The 18,117-nt window shown below is 54.3% G+C and carries 16 protein-coding genes; 5 read left to right on the top strand and 11 right to left on the bottom strand.

Features of this window, described 5'->3' with window-relative positions; all coding sequences use genetic code 11:
• Positions 1-4: 4 nt before the first annotated feature.
• Positions 5-466 carry an Lrp/AsnC family transcriptional regulator gene (locus SB719_RS12220; RefSeq protein WP_065649938.1) on the bottom strand — a complete coding sequence of 154 codons (462 nt, stop codon included), beginning with the start codon at positions 464-466 and terminating at the stop codon, positions 5-7.
• Between the two features lie 115 nt (positions 467-581).
• Between SB719_RS12220 and SB719_RS12215 the strand changes: the two genes are divergently transcribed.
• A complete protein-coding gene (locus SB719_RS12215) occupies positions 582-1,616 on the top strand; it encodes a PLP-dependent cysteine synthase family protein (RefSeq protein ID WP_065649939.1) in 1,035 nt (344 codons plus the stop codon).
• A gap of 35 nt (positions 1,617-1,651) precedes the next feature.
• Here the strand turns inward: SB719_RS12215 and cof are convergent, their stop codons facing one another.
• Entirely contained in the window at positions 1,652-2,473 is an 822-nt protein-coding gene (cof, locus tag SB719_RS12210; RefSeq protein ID WP_412159266.1) for an HMP-PP phosphatase, read from the bottom strand.
• A 93-nt stretch (positions 2,474-2,566) separates the two neighbouring features.
• Here cof and SB719_RS12205 point away from each other — a divergent pair, with 93 nt between their 5' ends.
• A complete protein-coding gene (locus SB719_RS12205) occupies positions 2,567-4,276 on the top strand; it encodes an SgrR family transcriptional regulator (protein ID WP_412159265.1) in 1,710 nt (569 codons plus the stop codon).
• A 27-nt stretch (positions 4,277-4,303) separates the two neighbouring features.
• Positions 4,304-4,999 (top strand): 7-cyano-7-deazaguanine synthase QueC, encoded by a 696-nt coding sequence (gene queC, locus SB719_RS12200; protein WP_412159264.1) that lies wholly within the window; start codon positions 4,304-4,306, stop codon positions 4,997-4,999.
• A gap of 42 nt (positions 5,000-5,041) precedes the next feature.
• On the opposite strand, the gene SB719_RS12195 is transcribed toward queC, so the two are convergent.
• The 9 genes from SB719_RS12195 to bolA all read right to left on the bottom strand — a co-directional run bounded on the left by SB719_RS12195 (position 5,042) and on the right by bolA (position 15,418).
• Positions 5,042-5,446, bottom strand: coding sequence for an acyl-CoA thioesterase (locus SB719_RS12195; protein WP_412159263.1), 405 nt, complete (start codon positions 5,444-5,446; stop codon positions 5,042-5,044).
• Positions 5,447-5,547: 101 nt separating this feature from the next.
• Positions 5,548-5,868 carry a helix-hairpin-helix domain-containing protein gene (locus tag SB719_RS12190; RefSeq protein ID WP_412159262.1) on the bottom strand — a complete coding sequence of 107 codons (321 nt, stop codon included), beginning with the start codon at positions 5,866-5,868 and terminating at the stop codon, positions 5,548-5,550.
• A 139-nt stretch (positions 5,869-6,007) separates the two neighbouring features.
• On the bottom strand, positions 6,008-7,876 hold the full coding sequence (gene ppiD / locus SB719_RS12185) for a peptidylprolyl isomerase (RefSeq protein ID WP_304232077.1): 1,869 nt from the start codon (positions 7,874-7,876) through the stop codon (positions 6,008-6,010).
• 235 nt (positions 7,877-8,111) lie between these two features.
• Positions 8,112-8,384, bottom strand: coding sequence for a nucleoid-associated protein HU-beta (gene hupB, locus SB719_RS12180; protein WP_065649945.1), 273 nt, complete (start codon positions 8,382-8,384; stop codon positions 8,112-8,114).
• A gap of 211 nt (positions 8,385-8,595) precedes the next feature.
• Positions 8,596-10,950 (bottom strand): endopeptidase La, encoded by a 2,355-nt coding sequence (gene lon, locus SB719_RS12175; protein WP_065649946.1) that lies wholly within the window; start codon positions 10,948-10,950, stop codon positions 8,596-8,598.
• 189 nt (positions 10,951-11,139) lie between these two features.
• Positions 11,140-12,411 carry an ATP-dependent protease ATP-binding subunit ClpX gene (gene clpX, locus SB719_RS12170; RefSeq protein WP_039382987.1) on the bottom strand — a complete coding sequence of 424 codons (1,272 nt, stop codon included), beginning with the start codon at positions 12,409-12,411 and terminating at the stop codon, positions 11,140-11,142.
• Between the two features lie 127 nt (positions 12,412-12,538).
• Complete coding sequence (gene clpP / locus SB719_RS12165; RefSeq protein ID WP_065649947.1) at positions 12,539-13,162, bottom strand: ATP-dependent Clp endopeptidase proteolytic subunit ClpP; 624 nt, start codon at positions 13,160-13,162, stop codon at positions 12,539-12,541.
• 335 nt (positions 13,163-13,497) lie between these two features.
• Positions 13,498-14,802: a trigger factor gene (gene tig, locus SB719_RS12160; protein ID WP_412159261.1), complete on the bottom strand. Its 1,305-nt coding sequence runs from the start codon at positions 14,800-14,802 to the stop codon at positions 13,498-13,500.
• Positions 14,803-15,103: 301 nt separating this feature from the next.
• Entirely contained in the window at positions 15,104-15,418 is a 315-nt protein-coding gene (gene bolA, locus SB719_RS12155) for a transcriptional regulator BolA (protein ID WP_039382985.1), read from the bottom strand.
• Between the two features lie 265 nt (positions 15,419-15,683).
• Here bolA and SB719_RS12150 point away from each other — a divergent pair, with 265 nt between their 5' ends.
• Both SB719_RS12150 and ampG read left to right on the top strand, forming a co-directional pair.
• Positions 15,684-16,262: a lipoprotein gene (locus SB719_RS12150; RefSeq protein ID WP_039382984.1), complete on the top strand. Its 579-nt coding sequence runs from the start codon at positions 15,684-15,686 to the stop codon at positions 16,260-16,262.
• Between the two features lie 56 nt (positions 16,263-16,318).
• The gene (ampG, locus tag SB719_RS12145; RefSeq protein ID WP_314689725.1) at positions 16,319-17,806 is read left to right on the top strand and encodes a muropeptide MFS transporter AmpG; all 1,488 of its coding nucleotides are present in this window, start codon (positions 16,319-16,321) and stop codon (positions 17,804-17,806) included.
• Positions 17,807-18,117: the final 311 nt, after the last annotated feature.

Here is an 18,117-nt window from a genome sequence, read left to right as displayed (position 1 = left end):
CGCTTCAGGGCACAACGGGCAGCGCGGTTGAATATTTAATCTCTTCCATCGCAAAGCTGGAGGTGACATCGATCAGGCCCGGCACGCCATTCACCAGCCGCTTATAAAACGCGTCGTAGCTCTTCATATCCGCAACCTGTATTCGCAGCAGATAGTCATACTCGCCGGCCATACGGTAGAAGGCCATGACTTCCGGCATTGGCTCCACCACGGCGACAAACTGCCTGAACCAGTCGCTGCTGTGCTGCTGGGTTTTGATCAGCATAAACGCGGTCAGTGACAGACCAAGTTTTTCACCATCCAGCAGCGCCACGCGCGCCCGGATGATGCCATCATCTTCAAGTTTTTTCAGGCGCTTCCAGCAGGGCGTGGTGGTCAGATTCACGGCCTCCGCCAGCGCCTGCAGCGAGAGCGTGCAATCCTTCTGCAGAAGGGCCAGCAGCTTACGGTCAATTTTATCTATCATCACGCCTCACCGGAGAAAAATTTTCTCTGAACCGCTGATTATACCCTGGTTTTAGCAACCTCTTTTTCCTGCCCGTGCCGTACACTGGCGGCAATAAAAACCGGAGAGAATTGTCATGCAAACGCCCTGGATCCGCCACGCCATTAATGAGATTAACGCTGATATCCAGCGCTCGGCTGACACACACCTGATCCGCTTTACGCTGGACGATTTCCCGGGCATCTTTTTCTATCTTAAGGATGAGAGCACGCACCCCAGCGGCAGCCTGAAACATCGCCTGGCGCGTTCGCTGTTCCTGTATGGACTGGCGAATGGCTGGATCGGTGAAAAAACCCCGATTATCGAAGCGTCATCCGGCAGCACCGCGGTATCGGAAGCCTACTTTGCCCGGCTGCTCGGCCTGCCGTTTATCGCGGTTATGCCGGCCAGCACCGCAAAGCGTAAAATTGAGATGATTCGCTTCTATGGAGGCGAATGCCATTTTGTTGCCGATCCGTGCCAGCTCTACGCAGAATCGGAGCGCCTGGCGCGTGAACTGAACGGTCACTTTATGGATCAATTTACCTATGCTGAACGTGCGACGGACTGGCGCGGCAATAATAATATTGCAGAAAGTATTTTTCGTCAGATGGCACATGAGCCGTTTCCGGTGCCCCATACGCTGATCATGAGCGCCGGCACCGGCGGTACCTCTGCCACGCTGGGACGCTATATTCGTTATCAGGGCTACCCCACCCGTCTGCTGGTCACTGATCCGCAGCACTCCGTGTTTTTTGACTACTGGCACAGCCGTGACAGCAGCCTGCGCAATGCGCGCGGCAGCCTGATTGAGGGCATTGGTCGCCCGCGCGTTGAACCCTCTTTTCTGCCCGACGTGATCGATGAAATGCTCAAAGTCCCCGATGGCGCAACGCTGGCAGCCATGCTGCGACTGGAACAGATCCTCGGGCGGCGGCCCGGCGCCTCAACGGGGACCAACTTCTGGGGTATGATGCAGGTCGCGAAGCGCATGCGTGCCAGCGGTGAACGGGGTGCGCTGGTGACGCTGCTCTGCGACAGCGGTGAGCGCTATCCCGACACCTATTACAATCCGGCGTGGGTCGCGGCGCAGATTGGCGATATTCAGCCCTGGCTGCAGGCGCTGCAATAAAAAAACCGGACTTCCGGTCCGGTTCACGGCAAGACTCAGCCCTGGGGGGAGTAATCAAGGTGGGGCGTTGTCAGCCAGTGATTTAAATAATGAGACACCGCCTGTGTCTCGCAATGGCCGATAACCGGCAAATGCGGCAGCGCGGCTTTAAGCTGATGCATGGCGTTGCCCATAACAAAACCTTTACCTGCCCGCTCCAGCATCTCGCGATCGTTCATCGCATCCCCGAAGGCCATACACTCCGCCAGCGGCAGATCGAGGTGTTCGCACAACCGCGTCAGCGCCGCGCCTTTATGGCAGCCTGTCGGCAGAACCTCAAGACAGTCCCAGGCAGAAAAACAGATACTGGCACGTGCGCCCAGCGCCTGCTGCAGCTCTTCCTGCAGCGCCAGTAACATCTCATGGGGTGCGATAAAGCAGATTTTGGTGATGTTGTCTCCGGACATCTGCTGCAGATCGCACAGCTGATAGCTAAACCCGCTCAGCGAGTGCGCCTCCAGCGCGCCGGGCAGCGGCTTATCAGTGAACCAGCCCTCATCGGTAAACAGATGAATGGAGGCGGGTGTTTTCCAGGGGGTTCTCATGACCTGTTCTGCGACCTCTGCTGGCAGATCGCAGCCATAAAGCTGATTACCTTGCGGGTCATGAATACGCGTGCCGTTACCGGTTATCAGCCAGGCAGGCAGCGTGATCTGTGTACGGATCACCTGCATATCCAGCAGGTGACGGCCGGTGGCAAAGGCCAGAATCACATTGCGCTGCTGCAGCGCGTGCAGGGTTTCCAGCGTCTCTTTACCTAACTGATGCGTGGGCAGCAACAGCGTGCCGTCCATATCAAATGCTGCAAGACGAGCCATGCCTGTACTCCTGTCGGGGGATGCCTTTTACTATCGCCTGGTAATTACGGAACGAATAGTGAATACTTTTTGAAAACTGTTCCGGGTTTAACTATGCGCGAACTTCATCGTGTCAGCCAGTTTCAGCGGCTGTGGCACGCCAGCCAGGGGGAGACGCAGCGCTTAAGCGTTGCCATGCTGGCTCAGCGCTGTTTCTGCAGCGAACGTCATGCGCGTACCCTGCTGAAAAAATGGCAGCAGGCGGGCTGGATCCGCTGGGAAAGCCAGCCGGGGCGCGGTAAGCAGGGAGAGCTGCAGTTTCTGATCACACCTGAGGCGCTACGCCAGCAGCTGCTTAACCGCCAGCTGCTGGCGGGCGAACCGGTTCAGATGCTGCAGACGCTTGACCTGCCGCCGGAACGTCTGCTGCAGCTGCTGCAGCCACTGATGGGCGGGCACTGGCAGGATCGTACGCCGGTACTGCGCATTCCTTATTACCGCACGCTCGCCTTCCCGGCACCTCTGCAGCCTCTCGGTCGCGCGGAGCAGCATCTGGCCCGGCAGATTTTCTCCGGCCTGACGCGCGTTGAAAACAACCGCGTCAGTGGCGACCTGGCGCATCACTGGCAGCACGACAGCAGCGGACTGAACTGGAGCTTCTGGCTGCGTCCGCAGCTTAGCTGGCATAACGGCGACCCGATGTATGCCGCACAGCTGGCAGCGGTACTGCAGCAGATTATCCGGAGCGCCAGCGGACGCGTGCTGCTTGCCAGCGTTGCGCAGATTGACGCCCCGCATCCGCTCACGCTGCGTATCCGGCTGCATCAGCCCGACTACTGGCTGCCGCAGCGGCTGGCTCACCAGTTCTGTCTGCTGCCGCATCCCGACAGCCCGCAAACTGGCAGCGGCCCCTGGCAACTGATTCAATTTACCCCGACGCTGCTGCGGCTGGAGAGCTATGCGCGCTGGCATCTGCAGCGCGCGCTGATCCAGCGTATTGAATACTGGATCACGCCCACCCTGTTTATGCCGGAACAGGGCAACAGCTGCCGTCATCCGGTACAGATTGCGATTGGTAATGCTGACGAGCTGCAGCAGCTGCGGCCGGTAGATCGCAGTATCAGCCGCGGCTTCTGCTATCTGGCCACCCACCCTTCACTGCGTTTCAGCGCGGCTCAGGCCCGGACGCTGATTGCGCTGATCCAGCGCAGCGATGTGATCCGCCAGCTGCCGCTGGCAGAAGGATTAATTACGCCAAGTCAGTGGCTGCTGCCCGGCTGGCCGGTTCCGCAGACCGGGACGGAACCCGTTGCCCTGCCTGCGCGCCTGACCCTGCATTACCACCTGCCGGTTGAGCTGCACGTAATGGCGGAGGCGCTGGTTAGGCTGCTGGCCTCACACGGCTGTGAGCTGACCTGCGTATTTCATGAGGTAAAAAGCTGGAACAGCGAGCAGGATCTTACGGCAGCGGATATTGTCATGGGCGATCGTCTGATTGGTGACGCGCCGCAGTTCACCCTGCTGAACTGGCTGGAGCAGGACCGGCTGTGGCAGCCGCTGCGTGACAGCTTCCGCCAGTCGCTTCAGCAAATCGCCTGTGAGCCAGATGATGGCGTGCGTTCGTCTGCCGTTCAGCAACTTTTTCATACGCTGATGAGCGAAGGTTATCTGCTGCCGCTGTTTAACTACCGTTATCAGGTACTGGCGCCACCGGGCGTGGAGGGTGTACACCTGACCGCGCTGGGCTGGTTTGACTTTACGCGAGCCTGGATCCCGCCGCCTGTCCCCTGCCCTGTTCAGTCCGCCCCTGACGCAGTACCATAAAGACACCACACCAGGAGATAAGAGTTAATGAAACGCGCCGTTGTCGTTTTTAGTGGTGGACAAGATTCCACCACCTGCCTGATTCAGGCCCTGCAGCACTATGATGAAGTTCACTGCGTTACTTTCGATTATGGACAGCGCCACCGCGAAGAGATTGAGGTGGCAGCAGAGCTGGCACATAAGCTGGGTGCGCGCGCGCATAAAGTACTGGATGTTACCCTGCTGAACGAGCTGGCGGTAAGCAGCCTGACGCGTGACAATATCCCGGTACCGGCCTATGAGGCTGATGCCAGCGGATTACCCAGCACGTTTGTACCCGGCCGTAATATTCTGTTTCTGACGCTCGCCTCTGTCTACGCGTATCAGGTAGAAGCTGAAGCCGTTATCACCGGCGTGTGTGAGACCGATTTTTCCGGCTATCCCGACTGCCGCGATGAGTTTGTTAAAGCGTTAAACCACGCGGTCAGCCTTGGTATGGCCCGCGAAATACGTTTTGAGACACCGCTGATGTGGCTGAATAAAGCAGAGACCTGGGCGCTGGCTGATTACTGGCAACAGCTGCCGCTGGTACGGTCAGAGACGCTGACCTGCTATAACGGCATCAAAGGTGATGGCTGCGGAACCTGCGCCGCCTGTCATTTACGTGCACGCGGACTGGCAGAGTATCAGGATAATGCCGCAGCGGTAATGACGGCAATGAAGCAAAAAAGCGGCCTGTGCTGAATCAGCCCGCAGCCGGCGTGGCGTCAGCAGTGACGCCACGGTTTAACGCCCGTTCATCAGAGCCGCCAGGCGTTCGCGCAGTTCTCCCTCCAGCGGAATCGCCTTTTGCGTTCGCAAATCGATACAGACAAACGTCAGCATGGCGTCAGCCACCAGAGTGCCATCCTCTGCAAGCAGTACACGCTGTGCAATAATGCCGCTGCGGCCGCTAAGCTGTGACACCTCGCTTTCAATTATCAGGCGATCTCCCAGAACCGCAGGCCGGCGATAGTTGATATTGATGTTCACTACCACAAACGCCAGTTTTTGCGCTATCAGCCAGTTAAAGGCGTCTGCTTCTTCCAGCCACTGCCAGCGCGCCTCCTCCAGGAACTCCAGGTAACGCGCATTGTTAACATGCTGGTAAACATCAAGATGATAGCCGCGCACTTTTATGGTGGTTTGCATCAACACTCCTGAACAGGCTGAAACTGCTAACTGGTTGGACCTGTTGAGCATAGCACAGCCTGTTGCCAGGACTTACTGATACTTCAGCATCGCGAAGTGCTTCACAGTTTGAGTCGATCGCTGTTGCGTTCTACCAGCGCACTGCCGATACCGGGTACCTCTTTGAGCTGCTCCAGCGCAGTGAAGCGACCATACTCTTCGCGATAGCTAACAATCGCCTGCGCTTTTTTCAGCCCGATACCATTCATGGCGGTCGCCAGCTGCTCGGCTGTGGCATCGTTGATGCTGACCGGTCCGGCCATCAGTGCCGCCAGCGGCTTTGCCTGTACTGCCGGCGGTTCTGCCGCCGCGAGGCTGCCGCTATAGAGTGCGCCGCCCAGCGCCAGTGTCAGACAAAATGCGTGAAAAGTGGATTTGTTCATGCTGTTTTTCTCCTTGTGTTTGACAGCATCAGCAGCGTGTCACAGCAGAGAAAAAGCCGCAAAAGGCGAAACGGAAAGATGGAAAAGGCCGCAGAAGCGGCCTTTGATTGTTGCAGAACATTACCTGTTTTTGTGAGGCTTACTGGGCTTGCGCCGCTGCACCGTATTTGATCTTCGCCTCTTTACGCAGATTCTCCAGCAGCGCTTCAAACGCGATCTGTGCATTATTCTGCGTAACGCCTTTAATCATCTCATCAACCTGATTCTGCGGCAGGCTGCCGGCAGAGACTTTATCCAGCGCAACCAGCACAACATTGCCCTGCATATCTTCGCCTGTGCCCCAGGACGGTTTATTGTCTGCCGGCTGCGGCAGCGAAAATGCGGTCTGTGCAATTGGATCCTGTGCGTTGCGATCAACCACTTTGCTGCTGCTCAGCGTCAGGCCTGCCGCGCTCAGCGCTTCACTTTTGCCTGCTTTCAGCTCAGCAAGCAGTTTATCTGCCTGCGCTTTAGCCTGCTGTGTCGCCTTATCGTGTTTGATGCGATCGGTAACCTGCGCTTTTACCTGGTCAAGCGGTTTAACCGCTTCCGGTTTGTGTTCGCTGATGCGCAGCACAAACGCGCGATCGCCATCCACGCTGATAATATCGGAGTTGTTGCCCGGCGCACCGTTCTGCCCGGTCAGGCCACCGCTGAAGACCGCCTGTTTAACCGCGTCAAAGTCGAGGTCAGCAGGCACATCATCACGGGTGAACCAGCCGGTTTCACTGACGTTAAGACCCGATGCCTGTGCCGCACCAGCCAGCGATTCATTATCGTTGCTGGCGGCTTCGCTGACCTTCTGCTGCAGCTTATAGAATGCGTCGAGCGCTTTCTCCTGCTTAACTTTGTCCGCAATGACGTCATGCACCTGCGCCAGCGGCTTCACCTGCTCCGGCTGGATATCGTCCAGACGCACTACCAGGAAACCCACTGAGGATTTAATCACGTCTGAAAGCTGGCCTTTCTGCGTCAGGCTGGCATTTTTCAGCTCATCCGGCGTGGTGGCAGGTTCCAGCCAGCCCATGTCGCCGCCTTTACGTGCGGAGATAGGATCGGCAGATTTGCTTTTCGCCAGGCTGGCAAAATCGCCGCCCTGCTTCAGTGCATCCAGTACTGACCGGGCTTCTGCCTCAGTTTTGGTCTGAATGATGCTGTAACGGCTGCGCTGCGGCTGTGAGTAGTCCGCTTTGTGTTGATCGTACCAGCTCTGAATATCCGCTTCGCTGACCGGCTGCTGCATCGCTGCTGCATCCATTTTGATATAGCTGACGCGGAACTGCTCTGGTGCCATGAAGCTGTTCTGATGCTGCTGATAATACTGCGCGATTTCGTCGTCAGTCACCGTCTGCTTTGCTGCCAGCGCGTTAACGTCAATCACCGCCTGACGGATTTCCCGCTGCTGCGAGACTAAATCTGTCAGCTTCGTGGTTTCATCTTTCAGCATAAAATCAGTGTTAGCGATGGCGTTGATCAGCTGCTGGTTAAGCAACTGCTTGCGCAGCGCTTCCGCATATTGATCGGCTGAGAAGCCCATACTGGTGATCAAACCATTATATTTGGCATTATCAAATTTACCGTTGGTCTGAAACGCTTTCTGATTGAAAATTGCCTGCTTTACCTGCTCATCACTGATACCAAGATGCAGATCGCTGATGTACTGATCCAGCAGCGCCTGATCCACCAGCTGTGACAGCGCCTGCTGGCGCATCTGCTGGATATAGCCATCATTGCTCGCCAGCTGTGAGAACTGATCGCCCAGCATCTGCTGCTGACGATTGCGCTCGCTGTTAAACGCCTGCTCCAGCTCAGCACGGCTGATTTCGTGGCCGTTAACTTTCGCCGCGTAATCGCCATTGCCACCGATCAGGTAGTTGCCCACCCCGGTAAGCACAAAGGACAGGATAATCAATCCCAGAATAACCTTGAGCACGACATGATTCGACGCCGCGCGTAAATTGTCCATCATGGTATGACAACACTCCGCTGTAGTGTGAATGTAAAGCTCAGACACGATGCCATCATCGTGCAGCTGCAGTTCAGGCTGGCAGCTGGCAACCATGCGGAGACTGAAGCCACTGGCTCAAGCTACGCATTAAATAAAAAAGGCACATCAGTAATGATGTGCCCGTATGTTACATGAGAACGGCTTTTTCGTCCTCAATCCAGAGAAGAAAATGCTTCACTGGTTAATCCAGACCGACTTAATTAACGGCGTCTTTCAGCGCTTTACCGGCACGGAATCCCGGTACCTTGCCAGCCGGGATCGTGATCTCTTTACCGGTTTGCGGATTACGGCCAGCACGCTCAGCGCGCTCGCGCACAGAGAACGTACCGAAACCCACCAGGGCTACTTCATCGCCGCTTTTCAGCGCGTCCGAAACAGATTCGGTAAACGCCTCCAGTACACGTCCGGCTGCTGCTTTAGAAATGTCTGCTTCTGCAGCAATTTTGTCGATCAACTGTGACTTATTCACTCTCTTCATCCCCTCTTTTATTATTCACTTTGCCCCGTCTCTTTTCGCCAGGGCAAACGCGCAGCCAGTTATAACAAGCTCATGATGCTGAAACAACGGTATTCATCTTAATCGCAGATCCAGCCGCCCTCTAACTTAGCAGGCAAAAAAAAGCTGGCAAGCCTGATGTAGCCTGCCAGCTTCGCTTTTTAGCCGCATTGACTGCCTGGCGCTATTTCGCCGTCACGACCTGCATACCGGATGGCGCATTTTCCAGGGCCAGATTCAGCACCTCTTCAATGCGTTTAACCGGATGAATGCTGAGGTCAGCAATCACATTTGCCGGAATATCTTCCAGATCGCGCTTGTTTTCATCCGGGATCAGTACGGTTTTAATCCCGCCACGGTGTGCTGCCAGCAGCTTCTCTTTCAGACCGCCGATAGGCAGTACCTGACCGCGCAGCGTGATCTCGCCGGTCATGGCCACATCAGAGCGGACCGGGTTACCCGTCAGACAGGAGACCAGCGCCGTACACATGGCAATACCGGCACTCGGACCATCCTTCGGCGTAGCCCCTTCCGGCACGTGCACGTGGATATCACGCTTCTCATAGAAGTCACCGTTAATACCCAGTTTTTCCGCCCGGGCGCGAACCACGGTTAATGCAGCCTGAATTGACTCCTGCATCACCTCACCAAGAGAGCCGGTATAGGTCAGTTTGCCTTTACCCGGCACACAAGCGGTTTCAATGGTCAGCAGATCGCCGCCCACTTCTGTCCACGCCAGGCCAGTGACCTGCCCTACGCGGTTTTCACTATCAGCGCGACCGTAATCAAAACGCTGTACGCCGAGGAAATCTTTCAGGTTGTCGCCATCAATGGTGATGCTCTTTTGCGTTTTATCCATCAGCAGCGCTTTGACCGCTTTACGACATAACTTAGAGAGTTCACGTTCAAGGCTACGCACGCCTGCCTCACGCGTGTAATAACGGATGATGCCAATGATTGCGCTATCATCAACGCTGATCTCTTTCTCTTTCAGCGCATTACGCTCAATCTGTTTAGGCAGCAGGTGCTGCTTCGCAATATTGAGTTTTTCATCTTCGGTGTAGCCAGACAGGCGGATCACTTCCATACGATCCAGCAGCGGTGCCGGAATGTTCATGGAGTTAGATGTCGCGACAAACATCACATCAGAGAGGTCGTAGTCAACTTCCAGATAGTGATCGTTAAACGCGATATTCTGTTCCGGATCCAGCACTTCCAGCAGCGCCGAAGCAGGATCGCCCCGCATGTCAGACGACATTTTGTCAATTTCATCCAGCAGGAACAGCGGGTTTTTCACGCCCACTTTTGCCATTTTCTGGATCAGCTTGCCTGGCATCGAACCAATATAGGTGCGACGGTGTCCGCGAATTTCTGCTTCATCACGCACGCCACCCAGCGCCATACGCACATATTTGCGTCCGGTTGCCTTCGCAATCGACTGTCCCAGAGAGGTTTTACCCACGCCCGGCGGGCCAACCAGACAGAGGATCGGGCCTTTGATTTTGCTGACGCGACTCTGCACTGCAAGATACTCAAGGATGCGATCTTTGACGCGTTCAAGACCAAAGTGATCGGTATCGAGCGTCTCCTGCGCTTTGCGCAGATCTTTCTTCACCTTGCTGCGCGCGTTCCACGGAACCTGAACCATCCAGTCAATATAGCCGCGTACCACCGTCGCTTCTGCAGACATAGGCGACATCATTTTCAGCTTCTGCAGCTCAGCTTCCGCTTTTTCACGCGCTTCAGCCGGCATTTTAGCCGCGTCGATTTTACGCTTCAGCGCTTCATACTCGTCTGGCGCGTCATCCATCTCGCCCAGCTCTTTCTGAATCGCCTTCATTTGTTCGTTCAGATAATATTCGCGCTGGCTTTTTTCCATCTGCTTTTTGACACGATTGCGAATGCGTTTCTCAACCTGTAACAGGTCGATTTCCGATTCCATCATCGCCATCAGATATTCCAGACGCTCGTTCACGTCGGACATCTCCAGCACAGACTGCTTATCCGCCAGCTTAAGCGGCATATGTGCCGCTACGGTATCGGCCAGACGTGCCGCATCATCAATGCTGTTCAGTGAGGTCAGCACTTCAGGCGGGATCTTTTTGTTCAGCTTGATATAGCCTTCAAACTGATTAATCGCGGTGCGTACCAGCACTTCCTGCTCGCGCTCTTCAATTTCTGGCGAGGTCAGATATTCAGCCTGTGCGACAAAGTGATCGCCATTGTCAGACAGTGTGGTAATGCGGGCACGCTGCAGGCCTTCCACCAGCACCTTAACCGTGCCATCAGGCAGCTTTAACATCTGCAGTACGGACGCCACTGTCCCTACGGCAAAGAGATCGTTAATTCCAGGTTCATCCGTTGAAGCCTCTTTCTGGGCAACCAGCATGATCTTCTTGTCATGATCCATTGCCGCTTCCAGGCAACGAATCGATTTTTCCCGACCAACAAACAACGGAATTACCATGTGCGGATAAACCACCACGTCGCGCAGCGGCAACACGGGGATTTCAATGCGTTCAGAACGCTCAGGATTCATAGAGCTCTCTCTTAGTTTAATGTCCGCCAGGTGATGGGTACCGCGTAATACAGGCTGTATGCAGTTAAACCCACAGGATTATGAGTATATGGGGATGCTTGTCCGACATTCAATGTCACAGCGGTGAGAAAAGTAAAAGGGGAATAAAATTCCCCTTTTTTAAGATAACAACGTGATTTGGCTGCTTATTTATTCGCCAGAAGCTTGCGCTTCATGTTTACCATAAATCAGCATTGGATCGGACTCGCCATCAATCACCGAATCATCGATAACCACTTTCTCGACATCTTCCATTGAAGGCAGGTCATACATGGTTTCCAGCAGTGCCGCCTCAACGATAGAACGCAGACCACGCGCACCGGTTTTGCGTGACATCGCCTTTTTAGCGATAGCTGTCAGCGCTTCGTCGCGAAACTCCAGCTCAACGCCTTCAAGGTTAAACAGCGCCTGATACTGTTTGGTGAGCGCATTTTTCGGCTCACGCAGGATCTGGATCAGCGCTTCTTCGCTCAGCTCATTGAGCGTGGCGACAACCGGCAGACGACCGATAAACTCCGGGATCAGACCAAACTTGATCAAATCTTCCGGCTCAACCTGCGAGAGCAGTTCGCCTTCGCTGGCTTTTTGCGATTTGCCTTTCACCGTCGCGCCAAATCCAATACCCGAGCCGGTTTCCACACGCTGTGAAATGACTTTATCGAGACCAGCAAATGCGCCGCCGCAGATAAACAGGATTTTCGACGTATCAACCTGCAGGAACTCCTGCTGCGGATGCTTGCGACCGCCCTGTGGCGGTACAGCTGCAACGGTGCCTTCAATCAGCTTCAGCAGCGCCTGCTGTACACCCTCGCCCGATACATCACGGGTAATAGAAGGGTTATCTGACTTACGGGAGATTTTATCAATCTCATCGATATAGACGATACCGCGCTGTGCCTTTTGCACATCATAGTCGCACTTCTGCAGCAGCTTCTGGATGATGTTTTCTACATCTTCACCCACATAACCCGCTTCAGTCAGCGTGGTGGCATCTGCCATGGTAAAAGGCACATCCAGCAGGCGCGCCAGCGTTTCTGCCAGCAGCGTCTTACCGCTACCGGTAGGACCGATCAGCAGAATGTTACTCTTGCCCAGTTCAATACCGTTGCTGGTATCGCCATTGCGCAGACGTTTGTAGTGGTTATAAACGGCAACCGCCAGCACTTTTTTCGCCTTTTCCTGACCAATGACATAGTCATCAAGGTGGTGACGAATTTCATGCGGTGTTGGCAGAGCGCTACGCTCGCGATGCGGCGCAACCTCTTTAATCTCTTCACGAATGATGTCATTACATAAATCAACACATTCGTCGCAAATATAGACTGACGGCCCGGCAATCAGCTTACGGACTTCATGCTGGCTTTTGCCGCAGAAAGAGCAGTACAGCAACTTACCTGAACCGTCTTTGCGCTTATCTGTCATCAGCTAACCTCTTTTCGTTCTCAGACCTACTCTGGTGTACGGCACTGGCCGTACAACAACGGCCGGTATGCATGCAACTCATCTGCCTGCCCCCGTTAACTATAGCGTAAGGGCCAGCAGATGCGTCTTATTGACGGTGTGTCAGGATAGAGTCAACCAGGCCATACTCTACCGCTTCGCTGGCAGAGAGGAAACGATCGCGTTCGGTGTCGCGCTCAATCTGCTCCAGCGTTTTGCCGGTATGCTCAGCCATCAGTTCATTCATGCGCTGTTTTACTTTCAGAATTTCACGCGCATGGATCTCGATATCCGTTGCCTGTCCCTGATAGCCGCCCAGCGGCTGGTGAATCATCACGCGGGAGTTAGGCAGGCAGAAGCGTTTACCTTTGGTTCCTGCCGTCAGCAGAAATGCGCCCATTGAGCACGCCTGACCCATACAGATGGTGCTGACGTCCGGCTTAATAAATTTCATGGTGTCGTAGATCGACATACCCGCCGTGATCACGCCACCTGGTGAATTGATGTAGAGATAGATATCTTTTTCCGGATTCTCTGCTTCCAGAAACAGCATCTGCGCCACAATCAGGTTCGCCATGTGATCTTCAACCTGACCAGTCAGAAAGATAACGCGCTCTTTAAGCAGGCGGGAATAGATGTCGTAAGAACGCTCGCCGCGCGAGGTTTGTTCGACCACCATTGGCACCAGCGCATTAGTTGGTGCAGTAAATTCACGATCGCCACTGTATGACATTACCGTCTCCTGATAAATTTCATTGGCAACATTCTGTACCGATTCTACGTGAGACGCGCTGTGAAAACTATGCACAGCCGCCTCGTTCCGACATTTCAGGACGGTTAATCAGCCAGCCTCACGGTTCTCTCGCATTCTTCCTCTATCTGGGGATGCTGCCCGGTTGTTTCAAGCATAACAACCTTTTCTCTATTCGCTAACCTGGAAAAAGAGCATAGCGAATAATTTGCCGCTTAATTAGTCAAATAGACGTAAAGGAAGCGGTTTTTTATCATAAATAAAAAAAAAGCCCACGACAGAGGTCGCGGGCTGAGCACATTCCGTTAAGTGATTAATCAGGCCGCAGAGGTCTGGTTCATCAGCTCCTGGAAAGAGGTCGTTTTGTCGGTCACTTTGGCTTTCGCCAGCAGCGCTTCAACCGCCTGCTCTTCCAGCGCAACGTTGCGCATGTTGTTCATCAGCTCATTGTTTTTGCTGTAGAACTCGATAACTTCCTGTGGATCTTCGTACGCAGAAGCCATCTCTTCGATCAGCGTTTTAACGCGATCTTCGTCTGCTTTCAGCTCGTTGATGCGGATCACTTCGCCCAGCAGCAGACCTACAACAACGCGACGTTTGGCCTGCTCTTCGAACAGCTCACGTGGCAGTTCCAGCGCCTGCTTCTCGTTACCACCAAAGCGCTGAGCAGCCTGACGACGCAGCACGTCGATTTCGCTGTCAATCAGAGCAGCCGGAACGTCAATGTTGTTAGCATCAACCAGACCATCCAGAACCTGAGACTTCACGCGGTTACGAATAGCGCCTTTGAGCTCACGCTCCATGTTTTTACGCACTTCTGCACGCAGGCCATCAACTGAACCATCTTCCACGCCGAAACGTTTGATGAAATCAGCAGTCAGTTCTGGCAGCTCACGGGTTTCAACTTTCTTCAGAACGATATCAAACTTCGCATCTTTCCCTTTCAGGTTTTCTGCGTGGTAATCGTCCGGGAATTTAACGTCGATAGTAAAGGTGTCACCCGCTTTCTTACCGGTGATGCCCTCTTCAAAACCAGGGATCATACGACCCTGGCCCATCGCCAGGACGAAGTCAGACGCTTTACCGCCCTCGAACTCTTCGCCATCTACAGAACCGTTGAAATCGATGGTAGCGCGATCTTCAGCGGTAGCTGCTGCGTCAGTCTCTTTCCAGGTAGCCTGCTGCTTCTGCAGGGTATCCAGCATCGCATCAACGTCTGCATCGGTCACTTCAACAACCGGTTTTTCAACTTCGATTGCGTCCAGACCCTGTAATTCCACTTCCGGATAGACTTCAAACTCAACCGCATAGGTAAAGTCTTCGCCTTCTTTGTACTCACCCGGCACGTAGTCAGGCGCGCCTGCTGGGTTAATTTTCTCTTTGATGATGGCGTCAACGAAGTTACGCGTCATCAGCTCACCCAGCACATCCTGGCGAACAGAGGCGCCGTAGCGCTGATTGATAATGTGCGATGGTACTTTACCTTTACGGAAACCATCGATACGGACTTTCTTAGCCACTTCAATCAGTTCTTTCTTAACTGCAGCGTCAATGCTGTCAGCTGGAATAGTAATCGAAATGCGGCGGCCCAGACCCTGGGTGGTTTCTACTGAAACTGTCATTTTGTTACCTCAAAAAATCACGTGCTCGGTCAACTTCAGACACCACACAATTAATGCGCCGTATCCAATAACCGGGACGGCCTCTGCGGGCAGAACCACATCCCTGTCACCAGAAGCGTCCCGAAGACATTCCGGAAAAATAGACGCCGCATTATAGCGGCATCACCGGAATGAGTCGAGGCTGCAAACTCACCACTTTTTAACGACTTTGCTGCTTTTTTGCGCCGCAGATCGCGTTTAGCGCCTGAGAAACGAAAAAACGGCCCGCAGGCCGTTTCAGGAAACAGTAAAGATGCAGGTATCAGGCAAGCGTACCGGCTCCCCGGCAGTTAGGCGAAGCCAGAACGGTATCCTGTAACCCGTGCCACTCTTTTTGCGTGTAGGTATGCAGTGCCAGCGCATGTACGCTGCCAGCCAGCTCAGCAGACAGCTCACCATAGATAGCGCGATGCCGCTGTAAAAAACGCTGGCCGGTGAAATGATCGCTGACAATCACCACTTTAAAGTGACTTTCAGAACCGGCAGGCACGTTATGACGATAGCTTTCATCATGCACTTCGAGGTGTGCAGGTGTGAAAGCGTTGCGCAGCTTTTCTTCTATTTGTTCGCGAATCATTGTTTACACCCTCTCCGGCGAGCGCTGTGCCCCATCTGTTTAAATATTAGTAGGTTTTGCATTACTGCCCGGTAAAAATCAGAAAATATTCCCGCTCTGCAGCGCATCATAACCGGCAATCCGGGCAGGTCAACCTGCTGGTTTTTCTCTGGTCTGAAAAAAGCCTTTACAATCAATTTCCCGGCGGGTGGGGCTTTTTTCACCTCGCTGCAATGCTATGATGACGCCGGATTTATCTCCCAACCTAACGCTAATGAGAATGAGTATGTTGAAAAAACTGTTATTCCCTCTGCTGGCTGCTTTTGTTTTAGCCGGCTGTGCCAGCAACAGTACAACCCTGAACATTCAACCAAAAATCCAGCTGCCGCAGCAGGATCCGAGCCTGATGGGCGTGACCGTTAGCGTAAACGGTGCCGATCAGCGCAGCGATCAGGCGCTGGCAAAAGTTAACCGCGATGGACAGCTGGTTACGCTGACGCCGTCACGCGACCTGCGTTTTCTGCTGCAGGAAGTGCTGGAGAAGCAGATGACTTCCCGTGGTTATATGATTGGCCCGAACGGCGCAGTCGATCTGCAAATTGTGGTGAATGGCCTGTACGCTGACGTCACGCAGGGCAACGTGCGCTACAGCATCACAACAAAAGCGGATATCTCTATTATTGCCACGGCGAAAAACGGCAATAAGCAGGTGAAAAACTACCGTCAGACCTACAGCATTGAAGGCGCTTTCAATGCCACCAATGACAAAATCACCAACGCTGTTAATGCGACGCTGAGCGATGTGATCGCCGATATGGCGCAGGATACCAGCGTAAACAACTTCATCAAACAGAACGCACGCTAACCGCTCCGCTGTCATCTGCCCGGCCGTCTGGCGCCGGGCACTACCTCAGGCTGGCTATGACCTCTCACTATCTGCGAATATTTACCCAACGTAACGCTGCGGTACTGCTGCTGCTTGGCTTTGCCTCCGGCTTACCGCTGGCGCTGACCGCGGGCACGCTGCAGGCATGGATGACCGTAGAGAATGTCGACCTTAAAACCATTGGTTTCTTTTCTCTGGTAGGACAGGCTTACGTTTTCAAGTTTCTCTGGTCGCCGGTGATGGACCGCTACACGCCGCCGTTTCTGGGACGTCGCCGCGGCTGGTTGCTGCTGACTCAGCTGGCGCTGATTGCCGGCATTGTCGCCCTCGGCTTTATGCATCCGGCTCAGGATTTAACGCTACTGGCCGCTATTGCGGTACTGGTCGCATTCTGTTCAGCCTCTCAGGATATCGTCTTCGACGCGTGGAAAACCGATATCCTGCCGCCGGAAGAACGCGGCAGCGGCGCAGCCATTACGGTGCTGGGCTATCGTCTGGCCATGCTTATCTCCGGCGGACTGGCACTCTGGCTGGCCGATCGCTATCTGGGCTGGCGCGCAACTTACTGGCTGATGGCGCTGCTGATGATCCCGGGGCTGATTGCCACCCTGCTGGCCCGTGAGCCTGCCGCTGCCAAACGTGAACCGCACACGCTGCGCCAGGCCGTTACCTTTCCCCTGGCGGACTTTTTTCAGCGTAATAATGCCTGGCTGCTGATCACCCTGATTATCCTTTATAAGCTGGGGGATGCTTTCGCGGCGTCGCTGACGACGACTTTCCTTATCCGCGGCGTAGGATTCAGCGCAGGTGATGTTGGCCTGGTCAATAAAACGCTGGGGCTGATGGCCACCATTATCGGCGCGCTCTATGGCGGCGTACTGATGCAGCGTCTGAGCCTGTTTCGTGCGCTGATGCTGTTTGGCATTCTGCAGGCCGTATCGAACGCCGCTTACTGGCTACTGGCAGTCACTCCGCCTCACCTCTGGAGCATGGCCAGCGCGGTATTTATCGAAAACCTGTGCGGCGGCATGGGGACGGCAGCGTTTGTAGCGCTGCTGATGACCATGTGCAATAAAGCGTTCTCTGCCACCCAGTTCGCTCTGCTCTCGGCGCTGGCGGCTGTTGGCCGCGTTTACGTGGGTCCCGCCGCTGGCTGGCTGGTTGAGCTGTGGGGCTGGTCCGCTTTCTATGCGTTTACCGTGGTGGCAGCGCTGCCGGGACTGCTGCTGCTGTGGCTTAGCCGTACAACGCTTCTTCAGATGCAGCAAAGCGGCACGTTTATTACGCGTACCTGCTGGCCTGCAGGCTATCGCTGGATTGTCCGCCTGTTTACCGCAGGCTGCGCTTTGCTGGGTTGCTGGCTGCTGATGCTGGCGTTACATGCTGCCGGGGCAGCCCAGCTGGCCGGACTGCTAACGCCGCTCTTTGAGACAGGGCTCGGCGTTGCCATTCTGGCCGTCATGCTGGGTGTGATACTCGACTGCCTGGCGCTAAGAAAAACCAGCCGGCTCGCTGAACGATAGACAGACGCTATTTGCAGGCGGTATTTAATTTGTTTAAAAATAGCGCCTGCGAATTAGCGCAAATAGCATTTTTTTCATCGCGAAATAAAAACATTAATTTAACAACATCAGGCGATATTTAAATCCGGTGAGCAATCAGTTTGTGGGAAAATTATCGCTCAAATGATGCATAATTGTTAAATTAGTGAGCATTAAAAGTACGGTTTATGCTTTCCCTGTTTTTTCTGCGGTTTCTGTCATTGCTTTTTGTTATATTGACGCCAACTGCTTGTCGCGGTTAATAATTTGTCACTCTGCGTAACATCTGTGAC

Origin of the sequence: Pantoea sp. SIMBA_079, from assembly GCF_046940275.1 — a bacterium.
Classification (GTDB): Bacteria; Pseudomonadota; Gammaproteobacteria; order Enterobacterales; family Enterobacteriaceae; genus Pantoea; species Pantoea borealis.
Note: the sequence above shows the minus strand (reverse complement) of the source record. Positions and strands in the feature narration are given on the sequence as shown.